General features: G+C 53.4%; 12 protein-coding genes. 7 read left to right on the top strand and 5 right to left on the bottom strand.

The features are described 5' to 3' along the window. Nucleotides 1-33: 33 nt before the first annotated feature. From Enr10x_RS05080 to Enr10x_RS05060, 5 genes are all read right to left on the bottom strand, one after another. The gene (locus Enr10x_RS05080) at nt 34-591 is read right to left on the bottom strand and encodes a nuclear transport factor 2 family protein (protein WP_145448326.1); all 558 of its coding nucleotides are present in this window, start codon (nt 589-591) and stop codon (nt 34-36) included. Beyond that, a complete protein-coding gene (locus tag Enr10x_RS05075) occupies nt 591-809 on the bottom strand; it encodes a hypothetical protein (RefSeq protein WP_145104611.1) in 219 nt (72 codons plus the stop codon). The genes Enr10x_RS05080 and Enr10x_RS05075 overlap by 1 nt, the downstream gene beginning before the upstream one ends. A 344-nt stretch (nt 810-1,153) precedes the next feature. Then, on the bottom strand, nt 1,154-1,813 hold the full coding sequence (locus Enr10x_RS05070; protein WP_145448325.1) for an HAD family hydrolase: 660 nt from the start codon (nt 1,811-1,813) through the stop codon (nt 1,154-1,156). 23 nt (nt 1,814-1,836) lie between these two features. Then, nucleotides 1,837-2,160 (bottom strand): Rieske (2Fe-2S) protein, encoded by a 324-nt coding sequence (locus tag Enr10x_RS05065; RefSeq protein WP_145448324.1) that lies wholly within the window; start codon nt 2,158-2,160, stop codon nt 1,837-1,839. A 92-nt stretch (nt 2,161-2,252) separates the two neighbouring features. Continuing rightward, entirely contained in the window at nt 2,253-3,233 is a 981-nt protein-coding gene (locus tag Enr10x_RS05060; protein ID WP_145104605.1) for a lysophospholipid acyltransferase family protein, read from the bottom strand. A gap of 346 nt (nt 3,234-3,579) precedes the next feature. Between Enr10x_RS05060 and Enr10x_RS05055 the strand changes: the two genes are divergently transcribed. The 7 genes from Enr10x_RS05055 (at nt 3,580) to Enr10x_RS05025 (ending at nt 18,083) form a co-directional block, all read left to right on the top strand. Beyond that, nucleotides 3,580-3,918, top strand: coding sequence for a hypothetical protein (locus tag Enr10x_RS05055; RefSeq protein WP_145448323.1), 339 nt, complete (start codon nt 3,580-3,582; stop codon nt 3,916-3,918). Between the two features lie 158 nt (nt 3,919-4,076). Then, entirely contained in the window at nt 4,077-6,917 is a 2,841-nt protein-coding gene (locus tag Enr10x_RS05050) for a tetratricopeptide repeat protein (RefSeq protein ID WP_145448322.1), read from the top strand. A gap of 41 nt (nt 6,918-6,958) precedes the next feature. Then, nucleotides 6,959-8,878 (top strand): CRTAC1 family protein, encoded by a 1,920-nt coding sequence (locus tag Enr10x_RS05045; RefSeq protein WP_145104599.1) that lies wholly within the window; start codon nt 6,959-6,961, stop codon nt 8,876-8,878. Nucleotides 8,879-9,304: 426 nt separating this feature from the next. After that, nucleotides 9,305-10,603, top strand: a complete 1,299-nt coding sequence (locus Enr10x_RS05040) for a DUF1501 domain-containing protein (RefSeq protein ID WP_145104597.1) — start codon at nt 9,305-9,307, stop codon at nt 10,601-10,603. A gap of 124 nt (nt 10,604-10,727) precedes the next feature. Further along, nucleotides 10,728-13,178, top strand: coding sequence for a PPC domain-containing protein (locus Enr10x_RS05035; protein ID WP_145104594.1), 2,451 nt, complete (start codon nt 10,728-10,730; stop codon nt 13,176-13,178). A 98-nt stretch (nt 13,179-13,276) separates the two neighbouring features. Beyond that, nucleotides 13,277-15,892, top strand: coding sequence for a DUF1549 domain-containing protein (locus Enr10x_RS05030; RefSeq protein WP_145448321.1), 2,616 nt, complete (start codon nt 13,277-13,279; stop codon nt 15,890-15,892). 58 nt (nt 15,893-15,950) lie between these two features. Further along, a complete protein-coding gene (locus Enr10x_RS05025; protein ID WP_197996398.1) occupies nt 15,951-18,083 on the top strand; it encodes a c-type cytochrome domain-containing protein in 2,133 nt (710 codons plus the stop codon). Nucleotides 18,084-18,144 lie beyond the last annotated feature (61 nt).

Genomic DNA, 18,144 nt, shown 5'->3' with positions numbered 1-18,144 from the left:
ATCAGAAAACAGACAGGCAATGCATTTGAATTCTCAGGGATTGACCGGGGCGGCAGAGGAGTCTTCCACAGTTGTATGCAGGGATCGGGCCAGCTCTTTGGCCAGCACACGCCCCTGGACTTCCTCCGGGGGAACCCCTTCCTTGATCAGTTGCTCCCGGTACTTCCGATCTTCCTGATCATACCAGAGCGGATCTACTTTTGCCTGTGAGATCGAGGAAACTTTCCAGACTCCAGTCTGACTTTTCAGCAGATGGATATCGGGCTTGATCGCGTAGCCCTCTTTCTGGATCTGGATGCGGACCTGGGCTGCATCGCCGTCGAGTTTGACATCCAGGATCCGGCAGTCCAGCGGAGCGGCGCTGTTCTGGGAATCCTGTTTGAGTTTCTCAGCCAGATCGGCTTTTTCAGGAGTCAGCAGAGCGCGAATCTGTGCCTGGTTGCCTGTTTCCAGGGCCGACACAAACTCCAGCGCAATCTGCTTCACCTGATAATGTTCATAGAAACGCTGGGCTCCCAGGATGATCAGATAGAGTCCTGCGACCACCAGCGTGCTGATCAGAAACTTCTGAGAAAGAGGGCGGGAGGCCATCAGGCGCCCGGACGGAGATGACTGTAAGCAGTCAAAATCGCGTAGAGATCTGCGGGGATTTTTACTTCGTCTTCTGAAAAATCAGAGACCCAGGTGCGACGGTAATAGACTGCTTCAGCCAGAGCGTCAGCAATCTCTCCAAAGCGGACATTGACCAGGCTGTCTGCCTGATCGAGAGTATCTTCTTCACCTGTGAATATACGAAGCCGATGTTGCATGGCGGATCCTTCCTATTTCGAACTCGCTGATGAATTGACCGACAGACTCCGCTGTCGGGCAGAGAATGATCTCTGCAGACAATCATCAAATTCATTGAGCTGAACAAACAAGAGATCGGATTTGAGTCCAACCTCATATTAATTATCGGCTTCAGCAATTTGGCATCTTGAAAGAAAAAGTTCAGTTTTTTCTGAATTTAGCGGCTGTAAGATCTCGCCAGTTTCTCTAATTTGAAATCCGCGATGTAAGATTTACCAGGCGATCGGCATTTTTCGCGCATCGAGAAGGGCAGCCGAAATTTGAAACAGCAAAGATTGCCGGGGGAACATCACCAGGGCGGAGTTCAGTTCCGGGAAAGCGGCGAAGAAAACCCGAGTAATGCCGGTAGTTCGTGCATGGAACGGAAGGTCCGGGCTCCTAGCGCTTCGAGTTCGGCAGGTGAACTGTGATCGGCATAACCCAGCACGGGGATCCCGGCTGCGACCGCAGCCTGCACACCGAGGTGGCTGTCTTCGATGACCACACAGTCTTCCGGGGGGACTCCCATCTGAGAGGCGGCGTAGAGATACAGGTCGGGTTCCGGCTTCCAGACCCCCACTGTGTAAGCCGAATAAATGCGGCCATCAAAGAAGCGGGCGAGATCCGTAATTTTGAGCGTCAGAGCCATCTTTTCTTCAGGACCATTGGAAGCGACGCATTTCTGCAGGGGAATTGCTTCGAGTGCTTCTCGAACTCCCAGGATCGGCTGCAGTTCGGTCTGGAAGACCTCTGCCATTTGTGCCCGCACCTGAGTAGCAAAATCTGCCGGTAGTTTCTGCCCCATCTGTGCTTCGACTACTGCCAGGCAATCAGCCAGCTTGCCCCCCTTGAACTGCTGTACCGCGTCTTCGGGGGAGAGCGGAAAACCGGCCTCGGTGATCATCTCCGCCAGCACCCGGTTCCCGAGGGTTTCGCTGTCGACCAGGACGCCATCACAATCAAAAATTACCGCTTGATATTTCATGAAACTGTTTGGGGATGTTGTTCTTATTCTGAATTTGCTTCGGGAAGCTCGATATAAATTCCGTCTGCTTCGACAGTCACGGGAAACGTGGGATGACAGAGCCGTTCATTCAGGCAGTGCTGGCCGGTCGTCACGTCAAACTGCCAGCCATGCCAGGGACAGGTGACCACATTTCCGCTTAACGAGCCTTCTCCCAGGGGACCGCCGGCATGCGGGCAGACGCCGTCCATCGCATAGTACTGTCCATCAACATGAAACAGAGCGATGATGCGATCTTCAGCGACGAATTCGGCCGCGGTCCCTTCCGGTACCTGATCCACATCGGCAATGCGAACTTTTTTTCCCATGTATCTCTCCAGACTTGCATTCCTGAGACCGGACAGGCTGTTGCCGGTACTTCCAGAATCAGGTTGTAGTGGAGAAGCCGACGTGAATCAATTCAGGCTGCTCTTTTTTCTGCAATCGGTTCCGCCTGACGTTTCTTTTTCTCACGGACGCGCGGCTGGCTTTTCCAGCGACGATGGACCCAGAAATACTGTTCGGGTGATTTGCGAATCGCTTTTTCCAGGGCAGAGGTAAACTGTTGTGTGATCTCACCCACCGGGTCTTTGGAGACGCATTTGGTGGCATCGATCAACTCTTCACAGCCCATTTCAAATTTGATCCACTGATTCCGCTCGAAATCATCGGGCAGCCTGCGGGCATAGCCGACACAGATATACGCATTGTATTCGAGGGCCAGCAGGGCGATCGACTTGAAGGTCGAGGCCGGCTTGCCGAAGAAGTTCACAAACAGTCCCCGCTTGCCGGCATCCTGGTCGCCCAGCAGAGCCAGATGGCCCCGTCTTTCGATGGTGGCGACCATATCATCGTAGCCCCCGCTTTTGGCCATGGCACGGTGCCCGGTATGCTGACGGAATTGCGCGAACCATTTATTGAGGTAAGGATTATCCAGTTCCCGGGCGACGACACCCATCGGGAAGCCGAACAGTCCAAATACGGAAACCGCAATCTCCCAGTTGCCGTAATGACCACTGAGCAGGATCACGGGGCGTCCGGAACAGAGGGCGGTGATCAGTTCGGGAGGATAATCGAAATCGAGCACATCGAAGATATTGCCCCGGTGCAGTTTGCGGGGCAGTTGAATGATTTCCACGATCATGCGAAACAGATGCGTCCACATCTGGTAAATCGTCTGGTCGACTTCCTGTTCGGAAAGATCTTCTCCCAGAGCGGTCCGCAGGTTTTCTGCAGCGACTTTATAACGTGTCATCTTACGCGGGAGACAGTAGTGAATCACAAAAGCCAGGCCTTTCGCCAGCTTCACCGACTCCCTGAGCGGTAATGAGCGGACCACGCAGACCAGAGTCTGAAAAATCAGATATTCCAGTCGATATCGCATCATGCGCCAATTAATCATGTCACATTCCTTTTCGCTTCCCTGCTTCTTTGGCCTGACTGAGCCCCCACTCGGGCACAAAGCGGAGAAAGTGTCTTCGGAATGGAAAAATTCGTCAACCCCCAATTGAGAATCCACAGAGTGAACAGACATCAGGTGGGTAAAAAACAGCCATTAATCCGGTAAGATCCCCATTTTTTTACTCGGATTTGAGGGGCTGCTGCAGTATATTAGATAGAGAGTCCTTTACTTGAGGCTCAAGGTCTATCTGGAATTACGTCCGTTTCATTTCGTGTGTGGCATGTCTGATCGAATCCACTGGCAATCTGTTCTGCGGTTCCTGTTCACAGCAGGGGCGTTTTGCGTATTGTCATTGACTTCGCTCTCATCTGCACACGCGACTTGCGGGGATTACCTGTCCCATGCGGGCACACCCGCTGAAATGCAGACTGATCTGCAGGCTCATCCGATCCAGATGCCGGCACAGAAACCCTGTTCCGGACCGGAGTGCCAGAACCATGTTCCCGATCCCGTTCCTGAAGCGCCTGTCAGCGTGATGTCAGTCCCCAAACCGGCCTGTGCTTTCTCGAAAGTTCAGCTGGAGACAGGAACTCCGCTGGAAAGTGCGGTACCCGGTCAGATTCTGCACGATTCCGCTGCCTGCCGTTCGCGCATTGAACGCCCTCCCCGCCCCGCTGCTGTCTGAAACGCTATCGTCACAGGGACCGTGTCTCTGTTGTGTTTCAGGGAATCTGCCTGCGCAGCCCTCAACAAAACGAATCCGGCTTGCGTCTGCGCGCTGATTAAAAAACAGCCCGATACAGATTCCCTTCACAGGCAGTTCGTGCAGGAATTCTTTTTACTATGGCTACCACCGATACGTCCGTGAATGAACCACGGCCTCGTCGCATCGTCCGTCGCGCCGTCGGACCGAAGTTGCGCAAAGTTTTATATCTTCTGTTTTTCCTGGTCGCCCTGCTGGGTGCGAATTCCATTTACCTGGTCAGTATTACGGTTTATGACTGGCTGAGTGGCGATACACTGGAGAACTGGTTTTATCAGTACATGTTTCTGGCGCATCTGATTCTGGGAGTATTACTCCTGGCGCCTTTCATTCTGTTCGGCATTGTTCACATTTATAACACGAAGAACCGGCTTAACCGCCGCGCAGTGCGCGTGGGGTATGGCCTGTTTGTTATTTCCTGCCTTGTACTGATCTCCGGATTTCTGCTGCTGCGTATCGGTTCATTTGATTTAAAGAATCCGACGGCCCGTTCCATCACGTATTGGTGCCACGTGATCGCTCCCATATTTGCGCTCTGGCTCTACTGGTTACACCGGCTGGTAGGTCCCAAAATTCACTGGAAAGCCGGACTGTCTTATATGGGAGTGATTACGGCCATGGTGATCGGCATGCTGATGTTTCATTCCGCGGACCCCCGCAAATGGAATGTGGTCGGGCCGGCTTCCGGGGAGAAATATTTCTTCCCTTCTCTCGCACGCACGTCGACGGGAGATTTCATTCCCGCGAAAGCACTGATGATGGATGACTATTGCAAGAAATGTCATCCCGATACTCACAAAGACTGGTCCAAGAGTGTCCACCGCTTCAGTTCGTTCAATAACCCGACCTATCTGGCTTCGGTGCGCGAAACGCGCAAGGTCTCTTTTGAACGCGACGGTAATTTACAGGCGTCCCGTTTCTGTGCGGGCTGCCACGACCCTGTCCCCTTCTTCAGTGGCGCCTTTGATGATCCGAAGTTCGACGATATCAATCACGTCACCTCCCAGGCAGGCATCACCTGCACCACCTGCCATGCGATCACGCACGTCAACAGTGTGCGCGGCAACAGTGACTACACGATCGAAGAACCGATTCACTATCCTTTCGCCTACAGTGACAATACATTTCTGCAATGGGTCAACAATCAACTGGTCAAGGCGAAACCGGCATTCCACAAAAAGACATTCCTGAAAGACTTTCACAAGTCGACCGAGTTCTGCGGCACCTGCCATAAAGTGCATCTGCCCGAGGAGCTCAATCAGTATAAGTTCCTCCGCGGACAGAACCATTATGATTCCTTCCTGCTGAGTGGTGTTTCCGGTCATGGGGCACGGAGTTTCTATTACCCGCCCAAGGCACAGGAAAACTGCAACAAGTGTCACATGCCCGCCAAGGAGTCGAACGACTTTGGCGCCCGGCACTTCTATGGCGCGAAGGAACTCAGCGTACACAACCACCTGTTCCCCGCTGCGAATACGGGGATTGCAGCCCTGCGAGGCGATGAGGAAACAGTGGCCGTCCATCAGGACTTCCTGAAAGACAATCTCCGGGTGGACTTCTTCGGTATCCGCGAAGAGGGCCAGATTGAAGGCAAACTGACAGCACCGCTGCGACCGGAAGTGCCCACGCTGAAACCGGGTCACAAGTACCTGCTGGAAACGGTGCTCCGCACCCTGAAGGTCGGACACCACTTTACCCAGGGGACCGCTGACTCGAACGAAATCTGGCTGGATGTAACGGTCAAAAGTGGCGACCGGATCATCGGGCGCAGCGGATCCCGTGAAAAGGACGGGACCGTGGACCCCTGGTCGCATTTCGTGAATGCGTTTGTGATCGACCGCGAAGGCAATCGCATCGACCGCCGCAATGCCCAGGACATCTTTATGGCCCTGTATAACAATCAGATGCCCCCGGGGGCTGGTCAGACCGTGCATTACGAACTCAATCTGCCCGACGATCTGACGGAACCGGTCACGGTGGAGGCCAAACTGCAGTATCGGAAATTCGATACGCATTATATGAAGTACGTCGCCTCCTCCCTGGAAGAGAAGGGCCAGAAACTCTCCTGGAAAGAACCGGGTGTGCCGTATGTCAATACGCTGCCCATTACGACAATTTGCTCCGATACGATCACCTTCCCCGTCGAAGGCGTGGAGGCGAAAGTCGAAAATAAAAAGGTCGAAATTCCGGAATGGCAGCGTTGGAACGATTACGGCATCGGCCTGTTCCTGAAAGGGAAAGCAGAGCTGCGGCAGACTGCCGAGGCGTTCAGTCACGTCGATCAGCTGGGTCGCTATGACGGTTCCCTGAACCTGGCGCGGGTCTACTTCCGCGAAGGGCGTCTGCAGGATGCGGTCGAGGCCCTGCAGAAAGCATCGACGTTCACCGACCCTCCCGCTCCCCCGTGGACGCTTGCCTGGTTGAGCGGCAAGGTCAATCAGCAACAAGGGCACCTGGAGGAAGCGGAAAAGAACTACCGCAGTGTCCTGGAAGACCAGACGGAAGAACGGACCCGCCGTGGTTTCGACTTCAGTAAGGACTACGTGGTGATCAACGATCTGGGCCAGAACCTGTTCGATCAGGCCAAACGGTTCCGCACGGAAGAGAATCGAGATCAACGCGATCAGCTGCTCAATCAGGCCGTGGATCAGTTCCAGAAGACACTGGTCCTCGACCCCGAAAACGTGACAGCGCACTACAACCTCGCACTGATCTATGATCAGTTAGGGAAGCAGGAACTGTCCGAGAAGCATCGCAAGCTGCATCTGAAATATAAAGTTGACGATACGGCGCGCGGTTTTGCCGAACGCAAGGCGCGTGAAAAATACCCTGCAGCCAACCACGCTGCGGAACAACCCGTGATTTATTCTTTAAATCGTTCGCTGGAACCAAAACCGAATGCGACAGCCCTTAAAGACTGACGTACTTTCGAAAACTGATAGATCATTCAAGGATATGTATAATGGCAGATCAAAACGACGCCGATCTGGAACTCGATCCGAATCTGGAAGAAGAAACGGAACAGAACGATGAGTCGATTGGCCGCGCCTTCTGGTATTCACTCTCCGTGATGCTGGTGCTGGCGGTCATCGGCGGGACCGTCTTTCTGGTAAACCATCTGCGCGAACCGGAAACAGTGGTCAAGGAAACTCCGCTGGCCCTCCCTGAAAAACGGGAAGTGGAAGAGATTGTGCTTCCCAAAATCCCGTTCAAGGACGTGACCGCAGAAGCGGGCATCACCTTTGTGCACAACAACGGTGCTGCCGGCGAAAAACTACTGCCCGAGACCATGGGGGGCGGTGCCGCTTTCTTTGACTATGACAACGATGGCGACCAGGACCTGTTACTGGTCGGTTCCAGTGACTGGCCCTGGACCGATTCCGCCCAAAAAAAGAAATCGACCGCCTCTTCGCTGGCACTGTACCAGAACAACGGCACCGGTAAATTCAAAGATGTCACTTCCGACATGGGTTTGAATGTCTCGCTCTACGGAATGGGCGTCGCCTGTGGAGATTACGACAATGATGGCCTGGTCGACCTGTTTATCTCCTCCCTGGGAACGAACCGGCTGTTTAAAAATGAAGGTAAACGTTTCGTCGATGTCACACAGAAGGCAGGCGTGGGTGGTCCCGACCATCTGTGGAGCACCAGTTGCGGCTGGTTCGACTACGACCGGGACGGTGACCTGGACCTGCTGGTCTGCAACTACGTTGACTGGACTCCCGCTTATGACCGCGCACAGAACTTTACACTGAAAGGGGGCATCCGCGCTTATGGTCGTCCCCAGAACTTTAACGGCGTGAACCCCCTGCTCTACGAGAACCAGGGGAACGGCACTTTTCAGGATCGAACCGAACAGGCCGGATTGAAAATGATCTCGCCTGGTACGGGCGTTCCGCTGGCCAAGTCACTGGGGCTGCACTTCTATGATTTCGATCAGGATGGCTACCTGGATGTATTCATTACAAATGACACCGTGCAGAATCTGCTGTTCCATAATCAGCAGGATGGCACGTTTAAAGAGGTCGCCGCATTGTCCGGCGTCGCCTTTGATATGGACGGGAACGCCCGCGGTGCAATGGGTATCGATATCGCCACCTTTCGGAATGACGAAACCCTGGGCATCGCCATCGGCAACTTCGCCAATGAAATGACGGCGCTCTACACCTCGCCCGGGAAAGAGATGCAGTTTATCGACGAAGCGGTTTCGAATGGCCTGGGACCGCAGACCCGCATGGCCCTGACCTTTGGTGTCTTCTTCTTCGATGCCGATCTGGATGGGCGGCTCGACCTGTTCTCGGCCAATGGTCACCTTGAAGAAGACATCAATATCGTCCAGGAGCGTCAGCATTACGAACAGTCCCCCCAGTTGTTCTGGAACTGCGGTCCGCAGCACGCCACCGAGTTTCTGCCGCTGGGAGAAGCACTGGTCGGTTCCGACTTTGTCAAACCACTGGTCGGCCGCGGCGCCACTTTTGCGGACATCGATGCCGACGGCGACCTGGATCTGCTGATCATGACCACCGGCAACAAGCCACGACTGCTCCGCAATGATCAGCAGACGGGGAATCACTGGGTTCGCTTCCGCCTGACCAGCGAACCTGCAGAAAACCGGGATGAAAGTCTGCCGGTCTCCAATCATGATGCCCTGGGGGCTGAGATCCTGGTCAAAACCAAAGCGGGAACCCAGACTCGACTGCTGATACCGACCCGGAGCTATATTTCTCAAACGGAACTGCCCGTAACCTTTGGGCTGGGACAGGAAACAGAAATTCAGTCCGTGAACATTCAATGGCCGTCCGGTAATACCACGTCTCTGGAAAACCTGAAGGCGGACCGTTTATATCATCTCTCAGAGCAGGAAGGGCTTGTTGAAAAATAGCAACAACGCCCCCCGCCGCTCAGCTCCTATTTTTGCAGGAGTTAGCGGAATTCATTAAGAAATCCTTGACTTCTTCGCATCAACTTTGTTTGATGTATGCTAGATCGAGGTATGCGCTAAGAAGCTCGATTTTGAAATTGTCCTTGAATTATTGACGCCGAATTTGGCATAATACGTTTTCGGGTGATTAAAAGTTTCCTTCCCCCACTGGTGAATGCCGGAAGTTTGAAAGCATCATCAGAATCGCCTGATATTGAACTCTGTGACTCTCCGTGATGATCAGAGCCATCCGCCAGGTAAAATTGGCTATATTCCAACCTGATAAGAAATAAGTGCTCAAACCCTACAGCAAGCGTTTAGCCTCTGGCCCCTGTGAGCCACTAACCGGACACAACTATCCCCACATTAGGAAATGGAGATGACCCAATGAGCTTGAAACAATCACGTCGTGACTTTTTACACGTTGGTTTTGCAGGTGGTATCGGGCTGACTCTGCCTGAGTTTCTGCGTATGAAAAGCGCTCAGGCTGAACTGAAGCATTATGAAAGTAAAGAGGGTGTCGCGAAATCGGTCATCTTCATTTACCTGCCCGGTGGTGCCGCCCATCAGGAAACCTGGGATCCCAAACCCTACGCTCCTGTTGAGTATCGTGGGCCCATGGGTTCAATCGAAACCAACGTGGCTGGCGTTCGTTTAAATGAGAAACTGGCTAAGACCGCCAAGATCATGGACAAATTGACCATCTGCCGGTCAATGTCTCACGGTGAAGCGGCTCACGAACGGGGAACACACAATATGTTCACCGGCTATCGTCCCAGCCCTGCTCTGCAGTTCCCCAGCATGGGAAGTGTGGTCACCCACGAATTCGGCCCCAAGAACAGCATGCCTCAGTATGTCTGTATTCCCAACCAGCCGAATGAATTCGCCGGGACCGGATATCTCAGTTCGTCTTTCGCACCTTTCAGCGTTGGATCTGACCCGGCATCCAACGGCTTCAAAGTGCGTGACCTGAACCTGCCTGGTGGCGTCAACGATCAGCGGTTCACCCGTCGTCGTTCTCTGCTGTCAGCCGTCAACGATCACTTTGTCTCCAAAGAAAAGGCAGACTCTCTGGACGCAGTCGACACCTTCTACAAGCAGGCCTACGATATGGTTTCTTCCAAGGCCTCACAGGAAGCATTCGACCTCAACAAAGAAGATGCAAAAACACGCGATGCCTATGGCCGTAGCCAGGCTGGTGCCCGCATGCTGCTCTCCCGTCGCCTGGTGGAAGCCGGCGCCCGTTTTGTCACCATGACTTACGGCGGATGGGATATGCACGACCGGATCCAGACCGGTATCGAACGGAACCTGCCTTCCTTCGACCAGGCCTTCTCAACCCTGATCACTGACCTCAGCACGCGTGGCCTGCTGAAGAGCACACTGGTCTGTGTCTGTAGTGAATTCGGTCGTACTCCGAAAATCAACGGCACCGCAGGCCGCGACCACTGGCCGAAAGTCTTCAGTGTAGTTATGGCTGGCGGCGGCATCAAAGGGGGCCACGTTTATGGTTCTTCCGATGCGATTGCCAGTGAACCGGAAGACAATCCTCTGTCCGTAATGGACTGGGCTTCTACCATTTATCACTGCATGGGCATTGTTTCTGACAAGGAACTGATGGCTCCCGGCGATCGCCCCATTGAAATCGTCAATGGCGGAAAAGTCGTACAGGATCTGCTCGCTTAAGGGCAATCCAACCGGAAATTGAAAGAACAGTCTGTTAGCACGGGTTCGCCCCGTGCTAACATTCTCGTTCCAGCGGAAATAAAAACTGATTCTCGAACATTCACATTCCAAGGGGGGAACCGTGATGCTGCAGAATTATAAGTCTGTCTGCACCGGCATTTTGACACTCGCACTCAGCGTATTACTCGTAGATTCCGCCTGGGCCACAGATCCCAGTCTGAGCTATGTTCGCCCACGAGGCGGTCAACGGGGTACCGAGCTGGAACTGACCTTTATTGGCGCCCGCCTGTCAGATGCCGTCGAAATTCTGTCCTATAAAAAAGGATTTGAATTCAAGGACATCAAAGCCAATCCCAAGAACGCCAATGTCTGTACCGCGATTGTCAAAATTGCCCCGGACTGCGACCTGGGTGAACACACCTTCCAGGTACGGACCAAAACTGGTGTCTCCGATTACAAAACCTTCTGGGTCGGTCCCTTTCCCGAAATCGCTGAAAAAGAACCGAACAGCGAATTCGAAACTCCCCAGCCGATTGAAATGAATCACACGGTGACCGGCGTTGTTCAAAATGAAGACGTCGATCATTTCGTTGTGACCGCTAAAAAAGGGGAACGCATCTCAGCTGAAATCGAAGGCGTTCGCCTGGCAACCACACTGTTCGACCCCTACATCGCCATTCTGGATGAGAAGCGGTTTGAACTGAAGGCCGAAGACGATCTGCCCCTGTTGAGAAACGATGCCGCTGTTTCGGTGATCGCTCCCGCAGATGGCAAATACACGATCCTCGTCCGCGACAGTTCTTACGGTGGAAACGGCGCTGCCTTCTATCGTCTGCACGTGGGCACCTACCCCCGTCCCACAGCCGTCTATCCGGCCGGTGGCCAGTTGGGAACCAAACAGAAAGTGACCTTCAAAGGCAACTCGGTGGACAACCTGGTTCAGGAATTTCAGCTCCCCGACAAACCCAATGCTGAATTTGAGCTGTTTGCGACCGATGCCGGCGGCACAGCTCCCTCCGGAAACGTCTTCCGCCTGTTCCCGCATGGCAACTCCATGGAACAGGAACCAAACAATGATATTAAAACAGCATCAGCAGCCGCTCTGCCGAATGCGTTTAACGGGATCATCGAAACCGAAGGCGATATTGATTTCTTCAAATTCCAGGCCAAGAAAGATCAGACACTGGAAATCGAATGTTATGCCCGTCGCATTCGCTCACCACTGGATGCGGTAGTGAATCTCTACGATGCCAAGTCACGTCGCGTCGCCGGCAACGACGATTCCCGTGGTCCGGACAGTTACTTCCGTTATAAATTCCCCGCTGATGGTGATTATTACATTTCCGTCACCGATCACCTTTCCCGAGGTGGTGCGGACTTTGTCTACCGCATCGAGATGCTTCCGGTTTCCCCCGAACTGGAACTGGGGATCCCGCGTAATGCCCGTTACTCACAGGAACGACAGCGGATTGTCGTTCCCCGGGGTAATCGCTTTGCTGCAGTCATCAGTGTGAAACGAACCAACTTTGGTGGTGAAATCGCCCTTGATACTTCGAACTTCCCCAAGGGTGTTAAAGTCATTGCCGAGCCCATGGCTGCCAATCTGACCACGATGCCCGTGGTCTTCGAAGCAGCCGCTGATGCCCCTGTGGAAGGCGAACTGATTGCCCTGACGGGGAAACATGTCGATCCCAAACAGAACATCTCCGGTGTCTTCACCAACCGGGCTGACCTGGTTCGCGTCCGTAACAATCAGTTGCTGTGGATGAAGGACGTGGCTCAGATCCCGGTGGCTGTCGTAGATGAAGTCCCGTTCAAACTCGATATTGTCGAACCCAAGGCGCCCCTGTCCCGCAATGGTTCCATGCAGTTGAAAGTGGTTGCAACCCGTAAAGAGGGTTTTGACGAACCCATTACGCTGCAGTTCCCCTTCCGTCCACCGGGAGTGGGTGCTTCCAGCCGGGTTACCATCCCGAAAGGAAAGAACGAAGCATACTATCCGATCAACGCCAACAGCAAAGCCGAGATCAAAAAGTGGAAGGTCTTCGTCATCGGGTCCGCCAATGTGGGCGGCAATGCCTGGGTTTCTTCGCAGCTGGCTAACCTGGAGGTGGTCGATTCCTACGTCGATCTGAATCTGGCACGAACCGCTGTCGAACAGGGCAAAGAAACTGAAATTATCTGCAAAGTCGATCTCAAAAGTGCGTTCGATGGTGATGCTAAAGTGAAGCTGGTTGGCCTGCCTCCCAAAGTGACGACTGAAGACATTACCTTCAACAAAGAAAGCAAAGAACTGATCTTCAAAGTCAAAACAGATCCGACCTCCCCCCAGGGACGTCACAAAAGTCTGTTCTGCCAGGTCGAAATTCCCGTAAACGGTGAAACCGTCGTACATACGGCTGGACGCACCGAATTACGGATTGACAAGCCGATTCCGCCTAAGAAAGACGAACCGGCCAAGCCCAAGACCGTTGCCAAAAAAGAGGAGCCCAAGAAAGAGGCTCCCAAGCGATTGACTCGACTGGAACAGCTGAGGCTCGAAGCCAAAAAGCGTCTGGAAGAGGGTACCAAGTAGTCATTTATCATAAATCGCTCAACCTCTGACCCGTCAGAGAATTACGTTTATATCACCTTGATCAACTAAGTCCTGTTGACCAGAAAAGGTTTTCGATTATGTGGCGTCATCAAACAATCATTCGCAGTTTTCTCACCCTGAGCTTTATGGCCAGTGGTTTCTCTCTCACGTTGGCAGCAGAGAAAACTGAACCGGCAAAAGCAGAGCCTCCCAAACCGGCGGCCGCGAAACCAGCAACCGAAAGCAAACCGGCTCCAGCTAAACCCGCTGAGCCGAAGGCAGCTGAACCGAAAAAGGTTGAACCAAAACCGGCCCCGGCTCAGAAACAGGCAGCCCCTCAGAAACCGGCTCCTAAAATGGTTAAATTGAACGTCTATCCTCAGGACATTCAACTGACTACCAGCCGGGATCGTCAGTCGGTGATCGCTCAGGCAGTCTACGATAATGGTCTGACAGCAGATGTCACCAGCCAGCTGCAACTGAAGCCCGCTAAAGCAGGAATTGTTCGCATTGAGAAAAACATGATCTATCCCGCAGGTGATGGCGAAACCGACCTGGTTGCCAGCTTTGGCGGAGCGAATGTCAAGCTGCACTCCAAAGTGGTCAAAGCTAAAGAAGATCGCCCCATCAGCTTCAATCTGGATGTCATGCCGACATTCATGCGGGCTGGCTGTAATACCGGTAGCTGCCACGGTGCGGCACGCGGGAAAGACGGGTTCCGCCTCTCCCTGTTTGGCTTTGACCCCAAAGGCGATTATTACCGCCTGACACGTGAACTCAGTGGACGCCGCATCAACCTGAGTATGCCGCACGAGAGCCTGCTGCTTGAAAAAGCAATCGGCGCTGTGCCGCACACGGGTGGCAAACTCTATGAAAAAGACTCTGAATATTACAACGCAGCTTTACGCTGGTTACAGGCTGGTGCTCCCTATGATGCCGGTGCAGTTCCGACTGTAGACAAAGTAGAAATCTACCCCGAAGGGGGTGTGATGGATGGGAAAGGAACCACGCAACAGGTTTCCGTCCTGGCTTACTATTCTGATGGAACCACACGCGATGTCACTTCCCTCGCCTCTTTTTCATCGAATAACGATAACTCAGCTACGATTACCAAAAACGGTCTGATCACCGCCGATAACCGGGGCGAAGCCTTCATCATGGCCCGCTTTGATACCCACACCGTGGGATCTCACTTCGTAGTCCTGCCCAAAGGCCTGGACTTCCAATGGCCGAATGTTCCGGAATACAACTATGTTGATACTCTGGTACACAACAAACTCAAAAAACTGCGGGTCGTGCCTTCCGAGGTCTGCTCGGATGCGGAATTCCTGCGGCGTGCCAGCCTGGATATCTGTGGCATTCTCCCCTCCATTGAAGAGTTCAACAAATTCGTCGCAGACAAAGATCCCAAAAAACGGGAAAAGGTCGTCGACGAGCTGCTCAACCGTAAAGAGTTTGTCGAAATGTGGGTGATGAAATGGTCTGAACTGCTGCAGATCCGCACGGTCAACAACCGGATCAGCTACAAATCGGCCCTGCTGTATTACAACTGGCTGCAGGAGCGGATCGCTAATAACGTCCCCCTCGACAAAATGGTGCAGGAACTGCTCGGGGCGACCGGCGGTACCTTCGCGAACGCAGCGACCAACTACTATGAAAACGAACGCGACACTCTGAAAGTATCTGAGAATGTCGCTCAGGTCTTCATGGGAATGCGGATTCAATGTGCCCAGTGTCATAACCACCCGTTTGACCGCTGGACGATGGACGACTATTACAGTTTCGCTGCCTTCTTCTCACAGGTTGGCCGCAAACGGAGCGAAGATCCTCGTGAGTCTATCATCTATAACCGGGGCAGTGGAGAAGTTCGCCACCAGGTTGACAACCGGGTCATGCAGCCCAAATTCCTGGGTGGAGCACAGCCCGATGTTAAAGGTAAAGATCGCCGTGTCGTACTGGCCAGTTGGCTGGCCTCGAATGAGAATCCTTACTTCGCCACCAACCTGAGTAACATTGTCTGGGCACACTTCTTTGGCAAGGGCATCATCAACGAAGTAGACGACGTCCGCGTCAGTAACCCTCCCGTGAACCCTGAACTGCTGGACGAACTGGCGAAACGGTTCACCGAATACAACTACGACTTCAAGAAGCTGGTTCGTGATATCTGTACTTCACGTACTTATCAGCTTTCCACCCAGACAAATCCTTCCAACGAAAAAGACCTGACGAACTTCTCACATGCCATGCCACGCCGCCTGCGGGCGGAAGTGCTGCTGGACTGTATTTCACAGGTCACCAACGCTCCTAACAAGTTCCGCGGCTTACCAATGGGGGCTCGTGCGGTGCAGATCGCTGACGGAAACACAACCAATTACTTCCTGACAACCTTTGGTCGTGCCAAGCGTGATACCGTCTGTTCCTGCGAAGTACGGATGGAGCCCAGCCTGTCGCAGGCACTGCACCTGCTGAATGGCGATACGGTCAACAACAAAATCGTGCAGGGGAAATTTGTAGATTCCCGTATCAAGGCCGGCAAAAAGCCGCTGGAGATCGTGGATGAAATGTATATTTCCTGTCTGTCCCGTAAACCGACGGATAAAGAATATTCCAACCTGGTTCAGGTCCTGGATGAGAACAAGAAGGATGAGCAGAATACGTTGAACGATGTCTTCTGGTCACTGTTGAATTCTCGCGAATTCATCTTCAACCACTAAGCCCCCTCATCATTCCAGACTGAGACCACCAAGCCCGTTTCAATATATGGCTGAGACTATGAAAAACTTAATCACTGCAAACCGGTGCCGCCAGTTCTGTAACACTCTGATTGCAGCTGGATTGATCCTGACTTTGATCTCTTCTCCTCTGTCTGCCGAAGATAAAAAGGCCGGAAAGGATAAGAAGCCCAAAGTCACTTACGACGAACACATCAAGCCGATCTTTCGTGCGAAGTGTTTTGCCTGTCACAACACCGACAAAAAAGCATCCGGTCTGGATTTGACCAACTATACCGGTCTGATGCAGGGTGGTGCTGCAGGTGAATCCGTGGCCCCCGGTGATGCCGAAGGCAGTTACCTGTATATGCTGGTCACACACGATTCCGAACCGTTCATGCCTCCCAAGTCGGACAAAATGCCCGATAAGGAACTGGCTCTGATTCAGGAATGGATCAACATTGGTGCCCCGGAAAATGCGGGCAGTAAGGTCAGCATCAAGAAACCCAAGTTTGACTTCGCTCTGCAGGGCGCTTCCAGTGGAAAACCTGACGGTCCGCCTCCCATGCCGCCACACCTGAACCTGGAACCGGTAGTGCACAGCAGTCTGCCGACTGCGATTACCGCAATGGCAACCAATCCCTGGTCGCCGCTCGCTGCTGTCGCCGGTCAGAAACAGATTCTCCTTTACAACACCAAAACACTGAAACTTCTGGGAGTACTCCCCTTCCCGGAAGGCGTACCTCATGTCCTGAAATTCAGCCGGAACGGGAGCCTGCTGCTGGCAGGCGGTGGTCATGCCGCAGCCAGTGGACGCGTCGTGGTCTGGGATGTCAAAACCGGAAAACGCCTGTTTGAAGTGGGCGATGAACTGGATGCCGTCCTGTGTGCCGACATCAGCTCTGACCAGCGTTTCATTGCGTTAGGCAGCCCCGGCAAAGTGATCCGTGTTTATTCAACCAGCACGGGTGAGCTCGCCTATGAGATCCGAAAACATACCGACTGGATGACATCACTGGCCTTCAGTCCCGACTCCGTACTGCTCTGCTCCGGAGACCGTAACGGCGGTGCCTTCGTCTGGGAAGCAGCGACTGGCAACGAATATCTGACACTCAAGGGACACAAGGGTGGCATCACCGGGATTACGTGGCGTTCTGATTCCAACCTCGTCGCCACCTGTAGTGAAGACCAGTCTGTCAAACTCTGGGAACTTCAAAATGGGAGCAACATTAAGTCCTGGAACGCCCATGGGGGCGGCACTTCGAGCATTGAATTCGCCCGCGACGGCCGGCTGGTGACCTGCGGCCGTGACAAAGTCACCAAGCTCTGGGATCAGGCTGGAAAACAGCTGCGTGCCTTCCCCGCTTTTGGCGATATTGGGGTTTGCGTGACCATCTGCGACGAAACCAATCAGGTGATCTCAGCCGACTGGTCAGGAAAGATCAAAGTCTGGAATGCTGCTGACGGGAAAGAGGTCGGCGAACTGACAGCGAATCCACTGCCATTGTCCGAACGTCTGTCCCAGGCCACAGCCGGTCTCAGTGCAGCTCAGGCAAATCATCAGAAACTCGCTGCCGCTGCTCAGGCAGATCAGACGGCCGTCAACAAAATCAATGCGGACATCGCCGCTTCACAGAAGCAGCAGACCGATCTGCAGAACCAGCTCAACAGCCTGAATGGCAACCTGGCTGCAGCCCAAAAAGCTCTGGCAGGTGCCCAGGCCAATGTGACCGGTTCTACGAAAAAGATTGCCGACATCGATGCTCCGCTGCCGGCGATTAAAGAAGCACACGCGAAAGCGGAAGCCGTCAGCAAACAGGCTGCCGGCGACAAAGAACTGGCAGAGGCCGCAGCCAAATTGAAAGCGGCAATTGACAAGCGTGTTGCCGCCAAAGCAGCCGAGCAGAAAAACCTGGCTGCACAGCAGGCTGCTGTCAAAGCCAATCAACAGAAGATCGCGCAATACACGCCGCAGATCAAGCAGACAACCGATGCTCTGAATGCTGCCAAAGCGAAAATTGTGGCACTGCAGAAATCACTGAAGCCGGCCACAGACAAAGCGACGGCTTCTCAGAACGCTGCCAAGGCAGCAGCCACTGCTCTAGCGGCTGCTCAGAATGAAGTGAAGCACTGGCAGGCGGAAATTGAATTCTCCAAGAAGTTCAATAACGCCCAGGCCAGTACTGCAAAATAGACCTCAGTCGATTTTGGCTGTTGTGTCTCATTGAAGGAATCTGGAGATTGATCGGCAGTTT

Source organism: Gimesia panareensis (assembly GCF_007748155.1).
GTDB lineage: Bacteria > Planctomycetota > Planctomycetia > Planctomycetales > Planctomycetaceae > Gimesia > Gimesia panareensis.
The sequence above is the reverse complement of the archived record's forward strand: the minus strand, read 5'-3'. Positions and strand labels throughout refer to the sequence as shown.